The organism is Fibrella forsythiae, assembly GCF_017353175.1.
Classification (GTDB): Bacteria; Bacteroidota; Bacteroidia; order Cytophagales; family Spirosomataceae; genus Fibrella; species Fibrella forsythiae.
The window spans coordinates 252,069-273,049 of record NZ_JAFMYW010000008.1; the positions used below are offsets into that span (position 1 = coordinate 252,069).

Annotated in this window: 11 protein-coding genes and 1 pseudogene; 6 read left to right on the forward strand and 6 right to left on the reverse strand. The window is 54.5% G+C overall.

The features are described from left to right. Window positions 1-9 precede the first annotated feature (9 nt). Complete coding sequence (locus J2I46_RS24115) at window positions 10-903, reverse strand: hypothetical protein (RefSeq protein ID WP_207331636.1); 894 nt, start codon at window positions 901-903, stop codon at window positions 10-12. 225 nt (window positions 904-1,128) lie between these two features. Here J2I46_RS24115 and cysM point away from each other — a divergent pair, with 225 nt between their 5' ends. Further along, the gene (gene cysM / locus J2I46_RS24120; RefSeq protein WP_207331637.1) at window positions 1,129-2,019 is read left to right on the forward strand and encodes a cysteine synthase CysM; all 891 of its coding nucleotides are present in this window, start codon (window positions 1,129-1,131) and stop codon (window positions 2,017-2,019) included. 75 nt (window positions 2,020-2,094) lie between these two features. Here cysM and J2I46_RS24125 read toward each other — a convergent pair whose 3' ends face one another. Then, window positions 2,095-3,114, reverse strand: a complete 1,020-nt coding sequence (locus J2I46_RS24125; RefSeq protein ID WP_207331638.1) for a helix-turn-helix transcriptional regulator — start codon at window positions 3,112-3,114, stop codon at window positions 2,095-2,097. 123 nt (window positions 3,115-3,237) lie between these two features. Between J2I46_RS24125 and J2I46_RS24130 the strand changes: the two genes are divergently transcribed. The 5 genes from J2I46_RS24130 to J2I46_RS24150 all read left to right on the forward strand — a co-directional run bounded on the left by J2I46_RS24130 (window position 3,238) and on the right by J2I46_RS24150 (window position 11,703). Further along, complete coding sequence (locus J2I46_RS24130) at window positions 3,238-4,764, forward strand: TROVE domain-containing protein (protein ID WP_207331639.1); 1,527 nt, start codon at window positions 3,238-3,240, stop codon at window positions 4,762-4,764. Window positions 4,765-5,259: 495 nt separating this feature from the next. After that, window positions 5,260-6,312: an RNA ligase gene (locus J2I46_RS24135; protein ID WP_207331640.1), complete on the forward strand. Its 1,053-nt coding sequence runs from the start codon at window positions 5,260-5,262 to the stop codon at window positions 6,310-6,312. 42 nt (window positions 6,313-6,354) lie between these two features. Beyond that, window positions 6,355-7,314: a phosphatase domain-containing protein gene (locus J2I46_RS24140; RefSeq protein ID WP_207331641.1), complete on the forward strand. Its 960-nt coding sequence runs from the start codon at window positions 6,355-6,357 to the stop codon at window positions 7,312-7,314. Window positions 7,315-7,437: 123 nt separating this feature from the next. Continuing rightward, on the forward strand, window positions 7,438-9,756 hold the full coding sequence (locus J2I46_RS24145; RefSeq protein ID WP_207331642.1) for a PAS domain-containing sensor histidine kinase: 2,319 nt from the start codon (window positions 7,438-7,440) through the stop codon (window positions 9,754-9,756). Between the two features lie 159 nt (window positions 9,757-9,915). After that, entirely contained in the window at window positions 9,916-11,703 is a 1,788-nt protein-coding gene (locus J2I46_RS24150) for an ABC transporter ATP-binding protein (RefSeq protein WP_207331643.1), read from the forward strand. 148 nt (window positions 11,704-11,851) lie between these two features. Here the strand turns inward: J2I46_RS24150 and J2I46_RS33565 are convergent. From J2I46_RS33565 to ruvA, 4 genes and pseudogenes are all read right to left on the reverse strand, one after another. Further along, window positions 11,852-12,049: pseudogene (locus J2I46_RS33565) on the reverse strand (hypothetical protein); the annotation flags it as partial. Between the two features lie 10 nt (window positions 12,050-12,059). Further along, window positions 12,060-12,623 (reverse strand): hypothetical protein, encoded by a 564-nt coding sequence (locus tag J2I46_RS24155; protein ID WP_207331644.1) that lies wholly within the window; start codon window positions 12,621-12,623, stop codon window positions 12,060-12,062. A 29-nt stretch (window positions 12,624-12,652) separates the two neighbouring features. Then, entirely contained in the window at window positions 12,653-20,128 is a 7,476-nt protein-coding gene (gene sov / locus J2I46_RS24160) for a T9SS outer membrane translocon Sov/SprA (RefSeq protein WP_229379920.1), read from the reverse strand. Between the two features lie 201 nt (window positions 20,129-20,329). Next, on the reverse strand, window positions 20,330-20,917 hold the full coding sequence (gene ruvA, locus J2I46_RS24165; protein ID WP_207331646.1) for a Holliday junction branch migration protein RuvA: 588 nt from the start codon (window positions 20,915-20,917) through the stop codon (window positions 20,330-20,332). Window positions 20,918-20,981 lie beyond the last annotated feature (64 nt).

Below are 20,981 nucleotides of genomic sequence, written 5' to 3' on the forward strand. Positions count from 1 at the left end.
AATGATGCATTACTCGTTGTTCATTACTAAGTGCCGGTTGTATCGCGCTGCTACCTGCCGGGTGGTCTTGTCAGCAACGCGGTGCAGGGTAAATGATACAGCTACACCGGTGAAGGCGTAATAAACCAGCAGATTGGCTGGCCCAACCCGGCGCCCGGCGGCCTGTGTGGAAAAGCGGGTCAGGTAATAGTAACTCAGGAAACCACCCGAAACGGCGCCGATTAAACCCGCGACACCCCGTACGATCCGGTTTTGACGTAGCCCTTCTGTAATGAATGGATCGTTGAACGACTGCATCGCTGACCGGAGTTGCAGTTCGGGCGCAAGCTGAATGCCCCGGTAGGTGTACCGGGTGGCCAGTAACTGCGGTTTAACGCTGAGTGTATCAGTTGCGGTAAGGGCTGGCTCTCCAAGTGTCGGCCGGGGTTTCACGTAAGCTGCGTCGTTGGCCGTTATCAGCAAATTATGCCGTTGAACAGCCCTATGCATGGTAGCCGAGGCAGAAAAACCGGCAACAAATCCGGTAGTTAGCGCCGCTACACTCCCTAGCAGCAACGTACCTGACAGCTCGGGATGTTGCAGCGGATTGGCCCGAACAGCCCCTAACATCAGTCCGTAGCTGCCTACGAAAAGGGGAAACGGCAGCCTGGACCGGCGGCGGGCACGAGACAGGAGGCGACTGGCTGCCGAATCGGCGGGCTGACGCAACAGCGGCGTCAACTGCAGCCCTGTCAACCGCGTGGCGGCATGATACGAGTAATAATAATCGGTTGCAAGAAATACCCGCTGCGAGTGAATACCAATCGTATCGGTTAGGGGCAGGCTATCGGGGAGCGACCGGGCTGTTACCGACGTACCTGCGAGCAGATACATGGCTATCAGGATGTAGATAGATTGTTTCAAAGGTGTCTACAAAATAGTGTGTCATATCTGAACCCTGTAACGCAATCAGGGCTGGTTTTCATATAGTCTTCGCTGGCCGGGAATTAACCGCGAACAGTTAGCAGTTAGCAATGAACAAGTATCAATGAACAGCACTGCCCGGCAACGTACCCAGGCAAATCCTGGCAACGGCCTTCTTTCATGGCTACTCATTGATACCTGATCATTGATAATTGATAACTGATCATGGCAACTCTTCTGGAATTGGTTGGCAATACGCCTTTAGTTGAACTTAACCGACTGAATACCAACAGCAACGTAAAACTGTACGGCAAGCTCGAAGGCAATAATCCTGGTGGCAGCGTGAAAGACCGCGCCGCCTATAGCATGATTCGTGGCTTCATTGACCGGGGCGAGTGGCAACCAGGCATGAAGCTGATCGAAGCCACCAGCGGAAATACCGGTATTGCCCTGGCCATGATTGCCCGCCTGTTTGGCATCGAGATCGAGCTGGCCTTACCAGCCAATTCAACCAAAGAGCGGGTGCAGACCATGGAAGCTTTCGGTGCTAAAGTGACGCTGACCGAGACCATCGAGGCCGGGCGCGACTACGTGGAAGCCAAAGCGGCAACGGGCGAATTCCTGCTGGTAAACCAGTTTGCCAACCCGGACAACTATCTGGCTCATTACCGCACCACCGGCCCCGAAATCTGGCGTGATACGGATGGTAAGATCACGCATTTCGTGGCCTCAATGGGCACCACAGGCACCATCATGGGTACATCGCGTTTCCTGAAAGAGCAGAACGAAAACGTGCAGATCATTGGCTGCCAGCCTACCGACGGCTCATCGATTCCCGGCATTCGGAAGTGGCCAACGGAGTACCTGCCCAAGATTTTCGACCCGAAACGCGTTGACCGGACAATGGAGGTCTCGCAGGACCAGGCCACCCAGATGACCCGCGAGCTTGCCCGTGTAGAAGGGGTTTTCGCGGGCATGAGCAGCGGTGGTGGTGTGCATGCCGCCCTCCGCCTCATCAAGGAACTGGAAGCAGCCGGACAAGCCGACGGAGCCGTCATTGTCTGCATCATCTGCGACCGAGGCGACCGCTACCTGTCATCGGGCCTATTCGAATAATTTTTTAGTACGCGGATTTAAGAAATTTGATCCGCGTACTTTTCAGTTGCACGGCACGCCGCTGCAACACCCTGTTTATGTAGTGGCTTCATACTGTTTATATGCCCGCCTGAGCCGCTCGGCCAGTCGGTTGCGTAGCTCAATCGGGGCCAGCAGTTCAAGCCCCTCGCCAAAGGCGAGAATGTCGCGCTCGAGCTCGTAGTTGTGCTGTATCTGCAAGCTGATCACAATATCGCCATCGTCTCGCCGCTCTTCTAGCCGTTGTGAGGCATGAAGCGGCTTGGTTTCGATGTACGGTGCCTGTTGCCGGTCAACCCGAACCAGCACGGTCAACGGAGGTAGTGTGGCGCTAACGGTTACACCAATGGCCTGTCGATAATAGTCTGCAGGTACGTTGCCGGGATTAGGGCGATACGCCAGATCGGGAGCGGGGTCGAGAGAAAGCATTCGGTCGAGGGCCAGGTGCATAATCTCCGCTCGGTTTCCCTTCACTCCCACGGCAAACCAACGATTACGAAACTCCTTGAGCCACCACACATGAAACGGAATCACCTGCCGATCTTTGGCTCTGAACGACTGGTAGGTTATCCAGACTGCGTTGCCCTCAATGATCGACCGGTACAACGAATCCAGGTACGTTAGGCCGCGCAGGTTATCATTGGTTTCGAAGTCGATCACCGCCTGCTGATTGGCCGTGGCGGCAAATACGTGAGCTTCCAGTTTCTGCACCACCCCCGACAGATTCCGGAAGTGCGAAAACCCTTTGAACTGCTTCAGTACATCGACGGCCTCGCTGATCTGCTCCAGATCATGCCCCGATAACGGCCCGTTGGTAATGCTGTACGTCGGGTCTTCGTAGGTATAATATTTCCGGTCAATTACCACAATCGGCGCGTTGTAGCCTAGCTTGTCGCTGCGCATCATCTGCAAATCGGCCTGAATGGTGCGGCGGCTGATCTGGGCAATGCCCTCATACTCATAGAGCGCCTCCCCCACTTTCTCGATGAGCAGGTCGAGCGTCCATTGTCGAAACCGGTTGGTCAGGCAGGTGTCGATGGCTCGGTAACGGATCAGAGCATTGCGGTTGGCGGGCATGGGTCGTCAAACTTTTTTCAAAATTTCCCCATTTTTTTTCAACTGCGCAAATACGTTGCGCAGTTCACCGAAACCTTTGTCATGTCGAACGGGAACAAACATTCTTCCCGCCAAACTAAAGCGATGCGTTTCAACACTGTCAACCAACACCAATCAACGGTGAACCATGCCGGAGCCAACGCCTTTGCGCTAACGCCCGAGATGGAACTGTATTCGGCCGTGGTGACGACGATGTTATCGGACGTGACCTACGAAAACGCCGATCAGCGTCTGGAACGCATTCGCGAACTGGCCTACGTGGTATCGCCTTTGTTCCTGGCTAAGCTGGCTGTGTATGCCCGTGAGCAGATGTATCTACGCACGGCGCCCGTTGTGCTGGTCGGAGATCTGGCCATGCGCCACAACGGCGATGATCTGGTGAGCCGCACGGTCAGCCGCGTAGTACAACGCCCCGACGAGATCACCGAATTACTGGCCTATTATCAGGCTGCCAACTGCCGTACGGGCACTAAAAAACTAAACCGGCTGTCGAAGCAAATTCAGAAAGGACTTGCCTTTTCGTTCAACCGCTTCGATGCCTATCAGTTTGCCAAGTACGAACGTAAAGCGGCGGTTACGCTGCGCGATGCCCTGTTTCTGGTGCATCCCAAGGCGAAAGACGAGGCGCAGCAGGCCGTTTTTAACCAGATCGCCACGCAGTCGCTCGAAACGCCTTACACCTGGGAAACCGAGTTGAGCGCGTTGGGGCAGCAGGTATTTGCGGGCGAAACGGCCAAACGCAAAGCCGTTCAGGCCAAATGGCACGAACTGATCGACAGCGGCAGGCTGGGTTATATGGCCATGCTGCGGAACCTGCGCAACATGTTGGAGGCCGACATTGACGGAGCCCACGTGAAGACGGTTTGCGCCCTGCTGTCGAACGAACGGGCCGTACGCAACGCCAAGCAATTGCCTTTTCGATTTCTGGCGGCTTACCGCGAGCTGAAGTTGGTCAACTCCGGGCACGTGTCGCGGATTCAGCAGGCACTGGAGCAGGCGCTACAAGCCAGCACGGCCAACCTGCGGGGTTTCGACGACAATACGCGGGTGGTTATCGCCTGCGACGTGTCGGGGTCGATGCAAAAAGCGGTCTCGGCCAAAAGCAAAGTTCTGCTCTACGATATTGGCTTGCTGCTCGGTATGTTGTTGCAGGCCAATTGCGGTAACGTCATTACCGGTATGTTTGGCGATAGCTGGAAAGTAGTGCCTTTGCGGGGTAAAAACGCCCTGGCCAACGTCGATGCGTTCTACCGTCGCGAAGGTGAAGTTGGTTATTCAACCAACGGTTACCTGGTGCTCGACGACCTGATCAAACGAAAACACCACGCCGACAAAGTGATGCTGTTTACCGATACCCAGTTGTGGGATTCGACAACGGGCAACCAATCGGCGAAAAATACGCTGGCGGCAAAGTGGCTGGCCTATAAGCAGTTATTTCCCGGCGCACGATTGTATCTGTTCGATCTGGCTGGTTACGGGCAGGCTCCCCTACGTACCCAGACCAACGACGTGTACCTGATTGCGGGCTGGTCTGACAAGATTTTCGATGTGCTGCAGGCTATCGAAGCTGGCGATCAGGCGCTATCGAAGATCAACGAAATTGGCTTGTAGAATTGATGAACGACATTCAGGATGCCGTAGGTTTGGGTTACTTCGTTAGCATCTTAAGGGAGGAGTAGCGTAGTTTCTAACAGAAACAAGGCTGCCCGGTTCGACTCCGGCATTAACGTGCCCTACACTCAGACCGCTTGTTGCTCCTGATTTTCATCAAATTCTTCCTCGGCGTAGCTCCGCAGCGGGGCTACGCCGAGGAAAACAACGAATTGACAGGTGCCGTAGGAAGGGGTTCCTTCGGATGACCCTAAGGTTGCAGGTATCGAGGCCTGCCGTTGGGAAACCCAGCGTAGCTCAAAAGAGAGCCTAGGACTAGCGTCCCTTTCTGCTTTTTGCCCTGTAGCCATTGCCAGTGCCGTAGAGCCGGGTTACTTCGCTCTGAATCGATAACCCATACCCGGTTCGCTGATTGCCTGGTATTTTATGGATACTGGATGCTGGATAGTAGACACTGCCAGCATCAGGCACCTACTATCTGCTATCCATCGCCCCATGAATACCTTCATTCATACACTTCACCCCGCTCTCCGTCAGCACGTTGCAAACGGGAACGTCATAATTCGTCAGCACCCAGACGCTGACCTGTTCATTCTGAACTATACGGCGCAGACGCAATTCAACCGCGTTTGGGACGAGCATACCCTAGCCTGCCGGGGGCTGATCCTGAACGGGCGGGGTGACGTAATTGCCCGCCCGTTCGGAAAATTCTTCAACCTCGACGAGGTTGTGACAACGAACAGCCGGCCAACCCTGCCTGATGAGCCTTTTGTAGCATTCGAGAAACTCGACGGATCGTTGGGTATCCTGTACTGGCACAAAAACAAGGCCTGTATCGCAACGCGCGGGTCGTTTATGAGCGAGCAGGCGCAACGAGCAACGTACCTGTTGCAGACCCGCTACGCCCATGTACTGCCCCATCTTGACCGCTCAAAGACGTACCTGTTTGAGATCATTTATCCCGAAAACCGAATCGTGGTCGACTACGGCGATCGGGACGAGTTGGTTTTGCTGGCCGTGATCGACACGGCTACCGGAGCGGAAGAGACTGCCCTCCCTGATCTGGGATTTACGCAGGTACGTCGGTTCGATGGCTATACCGATATGGCTACTATCCGGGCTGCACAGATCGACAATGAAGAAGGATTTGTGCTACGGTTTGCGTCCGGGTTTCGGGTAAAGGTGAAGTTTACCGAATACGTGCGGCTCCACCGAATCCTGACCCAGATCTCGTCGCGAAACATTTGGGAATACCTGGCCACCAACCAGCCGTTTAACGACGTTCTGGAACGGGTTCCTGATGAGTTCTATGACTGGGTAAAGACGACCGTAACTACCTTTATGGCGCAGTACGAAGCCATTGAAGCAGAATGCAAAGCGGTATTCCAGGTACGTTCTTCCCGGAAAGAAACGGCCCTGTATTTCCAGATGCAACGATATCCATCCGTTCTGTTCCTGATGCTCGACAACCGCGACTACTCGGCAACCATCTGGAAAGTACTTCGCCCTGCCTACGAACGACCGTTTAAAAAAGCAGCTGACGGCTAACAGGCAAAGAAACTGACTACGAGCGACTTACGACTAAATGTTATGCAACACGTTCTTATTCTGATCGGCATTAGCGGTAGCGGTAAATCAACGTTTGCCAGGCAGTTTGTGCAGGACAACCCAACGTATCTGCGCCTCAACCGCGACGATCTGCGCCGGAGCCTCATTACGGTACCACTGGGCGAATACTGGAAATGGGACGATAAAGCCAAATACCGCATTGAGCGAATCGTAACAACCCTGCTCGAATCGGCAGTGCGCGAGGCGTTGGAAGGGGGCTGGAATCTGGTGATCGACAATACGCACCTTCGGCAACGGTCTATCAACGAGTTGTTGAAGGTGATTGAGGCGCAGGCCACCCCAAAGCGCCCCGTCGAGGTGACATTTCAGGTAGCCGAGGTCTCATTGGAAACGGCCATCGAGCGCGATCGGTTACGGGCTGATGTGGTGGGCGCAGCCGTCATTCGCGAACAGCACAACCGTTTCAGCCAGTTCATAAAGCTGTTCAATCCGGCTCAATACCTCCGTTATCCACGTACCCAGGCCGTTACAGGTGCACTGATACAGGATGCCACCCTGCCCACATGCATTTTGGTCGACATAGACGGTACCGCCGCCAAAATTCACGATCGATCGCCTTTCGACTGGTCGAACGTGGGGCGCGACCAGCCCAACGTACCGGTGCTGAACGTGGTGCGGGCTATGCGGGCGGCGGGATACGCGATCATCTTTCTGTCTGGCCGCGACAGCGCCGCCCGAACCCCGACGATTACCTGGCTTCAGCAACATTTGGGCTGGCAGGAACACACCGACTATACGCTGCTTATGCGCAGGCAGCATGATAACCGCAAAGATTCGATCATCAAGCGCGAACTCTTCGACACCCACATCCGGGACCGATACTTCGTGGAACTGGTACTCGACGACCGCGACCAGGTTGTCTCGCTTTGGCGGCGAGAGCTTGGTCTGACCTGCCTGCAGGTCGACTACGGAAATTTTTAAGGAATTCTTGACCAGCCAGTTCTGCGGAGCTTATTAACTGGTTTACCTCGGCAAACATCTAATGATTGGATGTTAATCTGTATATTTACAGTTACCCAATTTTGCCCTGGTCTACTCAACCTTATGAATCCACTAGCCCAGCTGCCAGTCAACCCCAGCGACGGATCAATCTCGTCGTCGCTGGCGCTGATGCAAAATGTACTGGATGCGTCGCTAAACGGCATGATCGCCTTCGGGGCCATTCGGGCGGGTGGCGAAGCCGGGCCCATCATTGATCTGCGCCTGGTCATGGTGAATCAGGTGGCCGCCAATGATGTCAGACGACCATTACCCGATTTACTGGGTAGGTCGATGAAGGCCATCCTGCCCACACTGGCGGCGTCACCGCTATACGATCGGCTCGTGCGGACGCTCAATACCGGAATACCGGATCGGTTTACCCTACCGCTGGCTACGCCTACCAGTGGTCAGTTGCGGCACTTCGACGTGTCGCTGACCCGGATTGCGGATCTTGTGGTTGCCTCCTACAACGACATCAGTGAGCGGTACTGGGCCGAGCAGACGAATCAGGAGCAGGCCAACCGCCTGCGTTTCGTAACAGACAACGCCCTGACAGCCATTGCCTTATACAGTATCATTCGCGACCCTGCCTCTGGCCGGGTCATTGATTTTCGATACGAGTTCGTGAACCGCATGGCCGAGCGGATGGTGGGCCGAGTCTCGGCCGATCTGGTTGGCAAAACCATGTTACAGGCATTTCCGGGCATCAACCAAACGCCTATTTGGTCAGCCTACGTACAGCTCGCTGAAGCAGGCGAAACGCTGCGGATTCAGAATCATTACACGCAACACAACCTTGATATCTGGTATCAGGTGCAGGGCGTTCGCGAAAACGAGCGCATTGTGCTCTCCTTTCTGGATATTACCGAACTGAAGCGGGCACAACAACGCATTGAACACCAGAACGATGAGTTCAGGCAGGTGCTTGATAACGCGATTACGGCCATTTCGCACTTCACGAGCGTGCGGGAAGAGCGGCCCGACGGAAGCCCCGGAAAGATCATCGATTTTGTGTATCAGTCGTTTAACCGGGCCAATGAACAGTTTACCGGCAAGAAAGCCGCTGCCGTTATTGGCAAACGCATGCTCGATATTTTCCCCGAGCGCCGAACGAACGGCCTTTTCGATCGGTGGGTAAACCTCGTTGAAACGCAGGGCTCGATCCGGTTTCAGGAACAACGGCATGAGAACGGGCTCTGGTTCGACACCCAGGCCATTGCTTTCAACGATGGATTCATCCAATCCTATATTGACATTACGCCTATCAAAGTGGCGGAGTTGGAGCAACAGCGTCAGTCTGACCTAATAAACAGCCTGTTAGAATCGTCTCCGGTTACGTTTACACAATGCCAGGCCATTCGGGACCTGTCGGGACGGGTTACCGATTTCAACATTATAAAAGCTAACCACACATCGGCCGAAGTCCTGAACGTTCCGCTCGAAAAACTATCGGGCCAGCTTCTGTCATCGGTTAGCCCAACCATCAGAAACGGCCCGGCTTATGATCAGTATCTGCAGGTAACTGAAACGGGAGTACCCGCCCATTTCGAGCGGCAATTCAACAATAAATGGTATCAGGTGTCGGTTGTTCGCTTTGGCGATGGCTTCATCAGCGCCGCCGTCGATGTCACCGAAAGCCGATTGTACCGGCAACAGCTGGAGGCCATGAACCAGGAGTTACTCCGATCTAACGACAGCCTCCAACAGTTTGCCTATGTAGCCAGCCACGACCTGCAGGAGCCACTGCGCAAGATTCAGGCGTTCGGCGATCTGCTGGACGATCAGTACAGCGCCCAGCTCGACAAATTCGGGCACGACGCCATTTCGCGAATACAGTCGGCCGCGACCCGCATGTCGATGCTCATTACCGACTTGCTGGCCTATTCGCGCATTAGCGCCAATCGGCAGCCCTTTCAGCCGGTCAGTCTGGACCAGGTGCTTACCGACGTACTGGGCGACCTGGAAGTGAGCCTCGCCGAAAACCAGGCCACCGTCAACCGAACTCCCCTGCCAATTATTGCTGGCGACCCTATGCAACTGCGGCAGCTTTTTCAGAACCTGCTCAGTAACTCACTCAAATTTCAGCCGCCCATTGGCAAGCGGGAAGCGCAGCCACACATTCAGATCGATTGCCAGCAGGAGCTGATCGACGGTCAGATCTGGTACGATATCTCTATCAGCGACAACGGCATTGGGTTCGACCCAAAATATACCGATCGTATTTTTCAGGTCTTCCAGCGGCTGCACGGCAAACAGGCCTATGCTGGTACGGGTGTGGGGCTGGCCATTTGCAAGCGTGTTACCGAGAGTCACGGCGGTATCCTGACAGCCCACAGCCAGCCTGGCAAAGGCGCAACGTTCCTCATCCATATTCCGGGTTAACCGGTCAGGGCGGCAACGTACCCAGCCAGTTGGTAGATAGCTGATGCTGAAAACTCAATAACACTTGTGTTGGCCTGGGCGTTAATCGGGTATGCTTTTCGGTTGAAACGAACAGGGAATCAACGATTTTATCCAACCTACTCAACAACGCCATCGTCCGTGCCCATTCTCTGGAAGTACCTGTATCCGTATCGTTGGCTGGCAGCATTAGCCCTTTTGCTGGCAGGCATAGCTCAAATTCTGGCCCTCGTTGACCCGATCATTTTCGGCAAACTCATCGACGAATACGCCACCAATCCCGGTCAGAAAACGGAGGCAGATAAGATCAGGGGCGTGTTATGGTTGCTTAGCCTGGCGGTTGGCGTGGCCGTTTTGTCGAACATCACCAAAGCGTTTCAGGAATACACGACCCGGCTGGTGGTGCAAATGTTTGGTACCGATATTTTCGACGATGGACTGAAGCAAACGCTACGACTATCGTACCAGGAGTTTGGCGACCAGAGCAGCGGCGCAACGCTGTCGATTCTCCAGAAAGTGCGGACCGACACCGAGAAGTTCGTTAACTCGTTTGTCAACGTGCTCTTTACGTCGGTCGTCGGCACGGGGTTCCTGATCTGGTATGCCGTTACCAAACACTGGGCGCTGGTACCCGTCTTTCTGATTGGCGTACTGGTACTGGGCGGCCTGACGGGCTTACTCAGCAAAGAGATTAAAACAACGCAACGCTCGATCAACCGCGAAACCGCCAAACTGTCGGGCGTAATCACGGAGTCGTTACGCAACGTAGAACTGATCAAGAGCCTGGGGCTGACATTTCTCGAGATCAGGCGGCTCAAGCTACAGACGGGCCGAATTTTCGACCTGGAAATGGCGAAGGTTCGCCGGGTACGTCTGCTGTCGTTTTGGCAAAGCACCACGCTCAACATCCTCAAACAGTCGGTTCTGTTCACGCTGCTCTGGCTCATTTTCCGGCATGTACTCAGCACCGGCGAACTGATCTCGATGCAGTTTATTTCGGTGGCTATCTTCAACCCCCTGCAGGAACTGGGCAACATCATTCTGGCCTACCGCGAAGCCGAAGCCGGCCTTAACAGCTTTGCCCAACTGATGCAGAAGCCCATCGAGCGCAACCCTGAATCGCCCGTTGAAGTGGGCCCGATTGAGCATCTACGGTTTCAGGATGTGGTATTTCGGCACAAAGGCGCTGGCCAGAACGCTATCGATGGGGTCTCGTTCGAGGCGTCGCTGGGCGACACCATCGCGTTTGTTGGCCCTTCCGGTTCGGGCAAGTCAACGATGGTCAAGTTGCTCGTGGGCCTGTACCGACCCGTTGGCGGCGAAATCTATTACAACGATATTTCCACGAAGGACTTACGGTTCAATCCCATGCGCCGACAGATCGGCTTCGTTACGCAGGATACGCACCTCTTTGCCGGTACCATCCGCGAGAACCTGCTCTTTGTCAAGTACGACGCCACGGATGCTGAACTCTACGACGCCCTCAACAAAGCTGCCTGCAACGGTCTGATTGCCCGTTCTGAACAGGGCATCGACACGCAGATAGGCGAAGGTGGGCTGAAAATGTCAGGCGGGGAAAAGCAGCGGTTATCGATCGCCCGAGCGTTGGTTCGCCAGCCCAGGCTCCTGATTTTCGACGAAGCCACCTCCGCGCTGGACTCGCTAACCGAAGAAGAAATCACGGATACCGTCCGCAGCGTGTCGGCCCTGAACGAGCAGATCACGATCCTGATCGCCCATCGCCTGAGCACCATCCTGCACGCCAACACCATCTTCGTCCTCGAGAAGGGTAAGATCGTTGAAACGGGTAGCCACAACGAGTTAGTCGCCCAGAAAGGCCTCTACTACGCCATGTGGCGCCAGCAAATCGGCGAGCGTAGAACTACTGAAGTACCCGAGCGAAACATATTGAACCAACTCAATGAATAGCTCAATCAGGAGATCGCTTTTACAGCGCTGGACAAAATATTGACCTAGACAGAGCGGTAGATTCCCTGCATATACGAACATCAAAAAGCCCTATTCTGGACAGATTTGCATTCTGATTGCAAGTCTGTCCAGAATAGGGCTCCAGTTTTTACTCAGCCAGATTGAACCGTACCTGCACACCGCCCGAGGTGGTGGTCCGGATAAAGCTGTTGCTCACCAGCGGGTCATTGAAGGTGCGATCGAAGTAGAAGTTCACATTCAGGCGGCGGTTCACCACGTAGCTCAGCTGGGGACGTACCTGGAAGTTAACGTTACCCGCCGTGATGATCTGCTCGGCCTCCAGCTTGTAGAACTACTCAGTCATCCTGACGAATGTTGCCCTGATACGACACAAACCGTTCCTCTTCATCTGCCTCCAAGTTATAACAGATAAAAATATCAATATCATTGATATAGTTTACGCAGAGAGCTACTTGTGTGTCCCTATTTACGTGCGTTACCCATATTGGTCGGCTGTTATCATATCCTTCGTACTCACTCAAATGCGTGGGGCGAAATCTAAGCATAGGCTTTTGGTAGATGTGCTCAAAAGCCGTCCGGATCGAATCCAACTTCTCTCCCTTATCATGTAACTTTATGATGACACCATACGGCTGCCTACGTGGATCACGAAGTGACTTCTTAAAATACCATGTAGCCTGAGCCGATTTGGTTGTGTCTTCCAGCCTTACCAAAACAGATTCTACCGCGTTGTGGTATTCACGTTGTAATTCCGCTGAAGTGACGGGAAACTGAATATTGTACTTACCTACTTTCACCTGAAAGGGCTTCGGTTCATGCTGGCAGCCAGCCATCAGCAGGTTACTACACGTAATGATGTATAGCCAGTTTATCAAGTGCCCTAAATTGGTGATCTTCATAATGGTAGATGTGGTTAAATCAACCCCACCTACTCGGCCAGGTTGAACCGTACCTGCACGCCGCCGGAGGTGGTGGCCCGGATGAAGCTGTTGCTCACCAGCGGGTCGTTAAACGTGCGGTCGAAATAGAAGTTCACGTTCAGGCGGCGGTTGACCACGTAGCTCAGTTGGGGACGTACCTGGAAGTTAACGTTACCTGCCGTGATGATCTGCTCGGCCTCCAGCTTGCGCTGAATCGTGCGGGTATCGCGCAGGGTCAGGGCGCAGTTGAAGGTCAAATCGTTTTTCAGGCGGCGAACGGCGCCGTTGATACGGAACGGCAAGCGTACGTTCTGCTTTGTGAACCCCAGCGAGGCCGTAACGTCGGCGGTGCTCACCTCGGCTACCTGCGCGTTGGTCAGGTTCAGGGCGGCATCGCGCGACCGGTTGTATTCCAGCGCACCATTCAGCCTGTTCTTCGTCTGGAAACGGATACCGATGAATGGCCCGAACCGCTCGCTCATGGTCATGGTGCTCATCACAAAAATTGGGATAAACTGCCCGTTCTCGTTCAATTGCCGCGAAATGTTGTAATCGTTCACGGCCAGATTCACGAACTGCGCCTCGTAACTAAGCGATGAAACGAAGTTGCCCACGCTGTAGGTCGAGGTGTAGCGGTGTACGAGGTTGAACGAGGTAAAGACCTTGCTGAACGGCTTCACTTTGTTAAGTCCGCTGTAGTTCAGATCCCAGTTCGGGAAGGGCAGGTTGTAGAACGGCGAGTACTTCACCGACCACGGATTAGAGCCGCTGTAGGCCGCGAAGAACGCCGGAATCAGCACATCCTGCGAGTTCTTGTTATAGCCGGTCGGGTTGTCGCGGGCAATGGGGTTGTCGGCGTTCAGGCGTTGTTGCAGAATGTCGCGGTAGGCTTCAAACTTGTCGAAAACCGGCGAGGTGTTATCGGCCCGCAGGCGTTCAAACGTGGTGCCAAACGAGAAGTACGACATGCTGTAACTACCGCTCCGCACCGGTGCCTGGCTGCTGAAACCAGCGCCCGTAATGGCAGGGCGGTAAAACTCCTGGTAATTATCTGACCGGTTATAGTTGGCCGTTACATTGATCCGGAAATCGCGGAAAGGCTCCAGCGTAGTCGTGGCCAGGAACCGCTTGGTCATGGCCTGCGTGAAGGGTGCGTTCTGCACCGTACTCGGCGAAAGCCACCCGGCCCGTGCCGCCCGTTGGGCAATACTCCCATCCTGGCTGCCCAGCACAAACGGCAGCCCCGGTGCGCCAAAATCGGCCATACCCAAGAGCGTAGGCGTGAGCAGAAAACCCGGTAAAATCGTGTTCTCCTGCACGCTATACGACACGTTGATACCGCGCACCGTCAGCAGGGCACGCACAAAGCTTTTCAGAAGCCGATCGCCACCCGGATTGATCTGCTGAATACTACCAGGGTTGCGGGCAAAATTCAGTTTGGACGGCGTTGGCGTATTAGCCCAGCGCAAAGCACGGATTTTATTGTAGAGCAACACCAGATCGACTTTACCCGTGATGGCCACTTCGCGGTTATTACGGATCGTATTGCCGAACGGAACCAGCAACGAATCCTTTATCCCGTATGAGTTGGCCGTAAACTGGTAGCCGATGTTATACGCCACGTCGGCCTGTACCCAGTTCACGATCGGGAACTTGTCGAAAGGCACGCGGTAGGTCGTATTGATCGACTGCTGGTAATTCTTCATCCGCCCCAGTTCCTGCAGGCTGCGCCAGACCGAATCACGTTTGTAGGCTGTGTTAATCTCGCCGTAGGGTTCATCGATGATGGCATTGGCCGCCGCCCGATAGGTCACTACCAGGTTTTTGGTCAGGTTCCAGGTCAGGTCGTAATAGCGGTTGAAGTAGAAGTATTTCTCAAACTGCGGCGAAATACCGTTGGTGCTCAGGTCTACATTTCGGAGCTGCGTTTTGATGTAGTTCCGGTCAATATCCGCCCGGATAGAAATCACCGATGGCAACAGGTTGAGGTTGAAATCTTTCAGCCAGTACAGGTATTTCCGTTCCAGCCCTTTCACATTCCGGAAGGGTTCGAACGGTTTCGACTGTGGGCTATAGTTGTACGTAACGCCGCCTTTATACTGCTCCTGAATGTACTCACCGGTCAGGATATTGTTGCGGCGAATGTCGTTGTAGGCGTAGTTGAAGCCGAAGTTTTCGATGTCCCAGAAGTGCGCTTTGCCGTTGGCATCGAGCCGCAGTTTGCGAACGTTCGAGAAGTTGATGCCCCGGCGCGTGGTCATGTCCTGCACCAGTCGGCGGTACTCGGCCGGGCTGGGTACGTTGCCTTCGGGCAAACTGGCAATCGACTGCTCCAGCGGAGTATCCGGGTCGAGCGGATTAAACTGGGGCGTCACCAGCCGGGAGTCGTAATTGACATACACGGGAATTTTCAGCCCCCATTTTACCGGCAGAAACTTGTCGATCGACAGGGCCGCCGTTAAGCCAAATTCGGTGGCCTCTTCGCGGGACCGTTCGGTTGGTTTAGTCTGTACGCCCCCAAAACCAAACCCCGAATACCGGCCCGAGGCCGTGATGGTTGCCACGTCGGCCAGGCGCAGATTCAACGCGCCAATCGCCGCCATACCCGATCGCTGGTTAATGCCCGTTGCCCGCAGTTCATCCACCCAGATGGTAAACGTCTTGGCCTGCTCGTCAACGGTTTTCGGGTTACGTACCCCGATCATGATGCTTTGAACGGCGCTCAGATCCGGGTTACCCACAATAGTCAGGTTATACCGCTGGTTGGCCGATGGTTGCGTAAAGGGTAGGCCGGTTCTTCGCGTCAACAGCTTGTTCCGCGCCGCTTTCAGATCAATCAGTTCGCTGAAAGCAATATCCAGTTCGTTCTGCGACGGCCAGATTTCGTCGGTCGTTACAGGGCCGGGTTTTGTCGATTTCAGGCCCGGAATTTCAATCTCGTAGTAGTTCTCTGTATAGTCGGTACCAATCCGGATAAACGCGCCAACCTGCCCGTCTTCGTTGGTTGGATTGTGCATGTGCACGAACATCTTCAGCCGGTCGCGGTTCACAAAATCGAAATTCGTGTTGCGGAACGCCCCCCGCGAATCACCATCGCGCAGGTTGGTCACGCTCAGGGCCATCGACTGTTCGTTCAACTGCACGTTATTGTTCGGCTGCGTGTAGTCAACATCGCGAATGAACCCCGGCGGCACGTCATACACGTACTTATCGGCCGATGTCTGGCTGTTCTCTTCCACGTTCACCGCCGACACTTTGAACTGCGCATCATACGGCTCAGGTACGTCCTGCAGGCCACGTTGCGTCAGGTCACCGGCATAGCGGCGGTACTGGTTGGCTTCCATCTGCAACTGCGCAAACCGAAGCACCACCGGCTGACTGAAATCGGTCAGGTACATCCGGAAAAACCGGATCGACTTAAACCCGTTGATATTGCCAACCTTGTTGTTGAAGTTCCGCACCGGAATCCGGAACAGGTACCAGTCGACTCCCTCGGCGTTCACTTTGTCGATGATGTAACCGTTACCAACCGCCAACCGGCCGGGGCGCAGGTCAATGCCGTAATCATAGTAGGCTTCCTGTTCGTTGATGGTGTTATCGACGTTCAAATCTTCGATATCGGGCAGAATCGATGAGGCAGGCGAGGTATAATTGTTCAGATCGGCAGCCGTTTCTGGCGAGTTGCCTTCCATACCCATGAACGCTTTGTAGCGCGCCACAACGTACCTGGCCGAGTCGGCCTGCGGACCCAGGTAGTACCGGAAATCATCATTCGAGGGGTCACTTTCAATCTGCCGCAGGGCTTCCTGATTCGTTACCCGCGTCCGAACGGCATCCAGATAGGGTTTGAATTTCGCCTGCTCTTCTGGGTTATTAAGGCCATCGAGTCCAATATCCTGTTTCTGACGAGCTCCTTCCTGGTTCGTAAACGCGTTCGTTACAAACTGCTGCGTTGGCGCTTTACCCCAGGGCGTATCAACCAACCGACCGCCCAGTCGTGCGTTCGCTGAGTCGAGCGGAATACCGTTCTCAAATTCGTAGCGACCATCTTTCACCACGTCTTCCGATACGTCGCCGAGGTTGAAGTGCAGGATACCACCTGTCGAGTTCGGGAAGTTTTGCGAGTTATCGGGGTTGCCGCGTACTTTCCCGTTTTCGCCCTGCACGAAGGGGTCCATCAGCCAGAACGTGATGTTCTCGATGTTGGCATTATCGAAATCATTATCCGACGAAATAGCCCGCGTTACTGCCCCGAAATTCTGACGGGGATTAGGCAGCGTACCATCGTTGTTCAGATTCGGGTTGTAGTTGTACATACCCCGCTCGCTGGGGAAATACGCGAAATCGAGGATGTTTTCCGGCTGCTGAATCTGCCGGGGCGACCGACCGGGGAACAGCACATTGGGCAGGAAATACCGCTCATACACGTTAGTCAGATCAGCCTGTGTCAGGTTACTTCCCGAAGCGCCGCTGGCATCAGGAAGGTACAGGGTCTGGTCTACGCTGTAGATGGAGGTGCGGGCGCGGCGGTAGCCATATTCCAGTACGTTGCCGTTGGTTCCCTGCGGAAACTCCTGCGGCGTTGAGCCCATCTTCCAGCGCGTTGGCTGGCGGGTCAGGTCGAAAATAGTGCGGGTCGCTTCAAAATCGTCGATGAACGCATTGTTGTTGGCCCGTGGCGATACGCCCGGAATCAGTTCGGCGACCTCGCCCGTAAATTGAATGGCCGACGGTTCTTTGGTCTGGATGAACGGCAACCGGTCGAGGATACGCGTCAGGCCGGGCGAATCTTTCCGAAGGTTGATATCGAACCCAAGCATTGTGTTGTTGACCGGCTCGTTACCAATGGCCACCCGCGTCAGAAATCCTGACGGGGTTTCGCGCATGTTCATAGCCGTCACCCCGAGGTTGATATCCGGTGTGAGTCGGTAATCGAGGCGCGCGCCAACGAGCGTGCGAATCTGGTTCTGAAACAGATCGGGCGTTTCAAAGCTGATCTTGATCTCGCGGCCCGAATTCGACACGCTCTCGTTCAGGATACGTACCCGCTGCCCTTCCACCACGTAATCCTGCCCCGGCACCAGCGGAACGCCCCCCGCCGACACGGTGACCGACTGTTCTTTCACACCATATGGCAGATCAATACCCTGCCCCTGCCCCGACTGGAAGCTACCTTTAATGAAGAACTTATTCTTAACGGCAACCTGCTGCGCATCGGCCAGCGTAGTCCGGTACAATTCCTCAAATACGTATTTCGACTCGTAGATAGGGTCCTGAAGCTTGTTGCGCAGAAAGGACCCGAACGGCTCCAGCACCGGGAAAATGATTTTGCCATTCCGGCTGTCTACTGTGTAATCCTCAATGTAATCGAAGTTACCGTCGGGCTGTGGGTCAAGCTGGGCGTTCAACTGATCGACGTTGAAGACCTGCACCAGCGGAATATTAGCCAGTCGGCTATCCTGCAAATTGGGGTTATCAATGCCGGATACGTCATCTTTATACACGATCCGCATCTGGAAGCCCTGTTTCGATAATGCGTTCGTGTTCAGCGAGTACACGTTCTTCATCATCAGGTTCCACATCGGATTTTGCAGGTTGTTCCGAATCGTGGTTGATTTCAACAACTTCAGATACAGCACCTTATCCTCCGTCTGGCTCTGGTAATCTTCTGTCAGTTCACCCACCTGATAGCGTCGCCCCTGATAGGTGTATTCATACGAAACGGCCAGCACCTCGTCATTCCGGAGCGGCGTAATCAGCGATATATAACCCAGTTGTGAATTAAATCGGTACTCCCGTTCGGTCAGTCGTTTGGCACCCCGCAACATATCATAATCTGTACCACGCTGCAGACCAAACGTACCCGTCAGCACATCGGGCGTCTGGTCTGCATTTCGCAGGGCCGATGATGCTTTCAAACGCGAGAACAGGGTATTGGCGGCATTATCGGCCGGCGCCGTAGGCAACGCCGACGTCTGAATATTCGGGTTGCTTCGGTTGAAAGGAACCGGTTCGGCCAGATCGGAGAAGCCAACTACGTTGCGGAGCTGGTCGGTCGTATTGGTCCGGTTTGTTACATACACTTCCAGACGGGTGATGGTCACGCCCGAGGTGATAACCGGCAGGCTTTTCATCGACCGCTCGTAGTTACTGCGGAAAAACTGCGACAGGAAGAAGTGACGGTTTTCGTCATACTGGTCGGCCCGAATTTCGAACGGGCGGTTCAGTGTGCCCCCGCGCAGGGTAATCTCCTGCTTTTTCGACCGCTGCTGCGACAGCACTGTCGTTGCGTTCAGCTTACCGAAACGCGTTTGCAGTTTCACCCCGAACAGGTTCTGCACGCCCGGAATTAGTTGGCTGTTCAGGGTCCAGGTCAGGTTTCCCAACTCGATATTTTGCAGAATGCTCTCATTCTGTGGCGTGAACGGCATCTGCGGGTTGCTCAGCTTACTGCCAAAAGCAGGCAGGTTGGGCAGGCCCGGAACCTGGGGCATTTGTGGCATCCCACCATTCAGGCCAGGTACGTTGGGCATGTTGGGAATAAGCCCCTGCGGCCGATAGTTGACCTTCAGCGCATTCTCGAAATTGAAACTGGCTTTCGTATCAAAGTTGGCCAGTACGCCCAGCCGCTCGCCAATCTGGCCGTTGAAGTTGATGCTGATCTGCTCATTGAAGATCAGGTTTCCCTGCCGCCGCAAGCGAACGGGCACCGCCGGGTTATCGATGAACTGATGCAGGTAGCCCAGATCGAGCGTAACAAAGCCGTTGGGTTTAAAATCGATGTTGTTACCCCCAAAAATCCGGTCGAAGACAGGCGGCACTTCCAGTTTGGGGATCAGGCCACGGCCGCTAACGGCGCTCTGACCATCGCGACGGGCGGCATTTTCGCGGAATAGCCGGTCTTCGATCCGTTGATTCTGCAGCCGGTTATAGTCTGAATACGGCAGGTTTTCGCCCGGCCGGTAAATCAATCCGTTGGTACGGGGCGTCACCGTCTGGCTGGTTGGTGCAGACGTACCTGGCGCTGTGATCACGCTCGGATTCACTACCGACGGGGCCGCAACGCCGGGTCGTGGTAGTAGCCGCTCCGTAACCGTAACGGTACGGTCGGGTTGCATCCGGAAATCGGTGCTCAGCGATTTAGGGTCGCGCAGCAGATACGGCGTTCGTGGATTGCGGTCAGAGAACCGGGTGGCGTAGCGGTCTGTCCATTGAACAGATGGTCGGCGCGACGCATTCTTTACGGCCCGCAAACTATCGATCCGCTCCTGAGCGGCAGCTTTTACGGAATCAGCGCGCGCTTTGGCAGCGTCATTGGCGGCCTTAATCTGTTCCGGGGTTCGTTGGGGTGCCGGAGCGGTACGCCCGCGACGGGCGGGCGTCTGTGCCTGGATTCCTGCCCCTGCACTCAACAACAAGGCTACTGTGAATAGCCAGTACGCGCCTCGTTGAGCCGTAAAGACAGGCCTTTTATCAGGCAGCATTGAGCAGAAAAGAGAGGTTCGACAGGTGTAACGTTTCACCATACACTGGTGCAAAATCAGAAAAATAAACAACCCGGTAATTCAGGACGTTAACACAACGGCGAAAACCGGGCCAATCGTATTTTAATCAAGAGTTAAGAATCAGGAATTTAGAATGGCCCTGCTGAATACTAGACGGTTGTGTAGCAGAGTCCTTCTTAATTATCTAAGTGCTCTACGAATAATATCTTCTACAGACAAGCTGCTGTCGGCGTTCAGAATATCATCGACGCTCTTCTCAGCAGACGGACGCGGAAAGCCGAGGGCAACCAGAGCGGCCAGCGCTTCCTCCCGAACAGGATTACCGGCCTGCTGACGATACGTTGGCGTGTCGGGCAATAAACCGGATTTTTTCATTTTGTCTTTCAATTCCAGAATGATCCGCTGAGCCGTTTTGGCCCCAATACCTTTTATAGCCTGAATAGCGCGTACATTTTCGCTCATGATAGCCAGCCGAAGGTCCTGCGGGGCCAGCGATGACAGCATACCCAACGCCGTATTCGGCCCCACGCCCGATACGGCGATCAGTTCGCGGAACAGCGACTTTTCGTCGGCAGAGGCAAAACCAAACAACGTCTGATTGTCTTCGCGAAAATGGTGATGGATAAACAGCTTCACCGGCGCACCACCACCGGGCAGCGTGGAATAGGTTTGAAGGGAGATAAAGACCTCATATCCCAGCCCCTGTATGTCGATAATCGCATACGAGGCTTCTTTATATGCTAAGGTGCCGTCTAAGTAGGCGATCATAGTTCAGTTTACAGTTTTCTGTTTACCGTTTTCAGTTGCTTCGCCTTACAGAAAGCCCGACTAA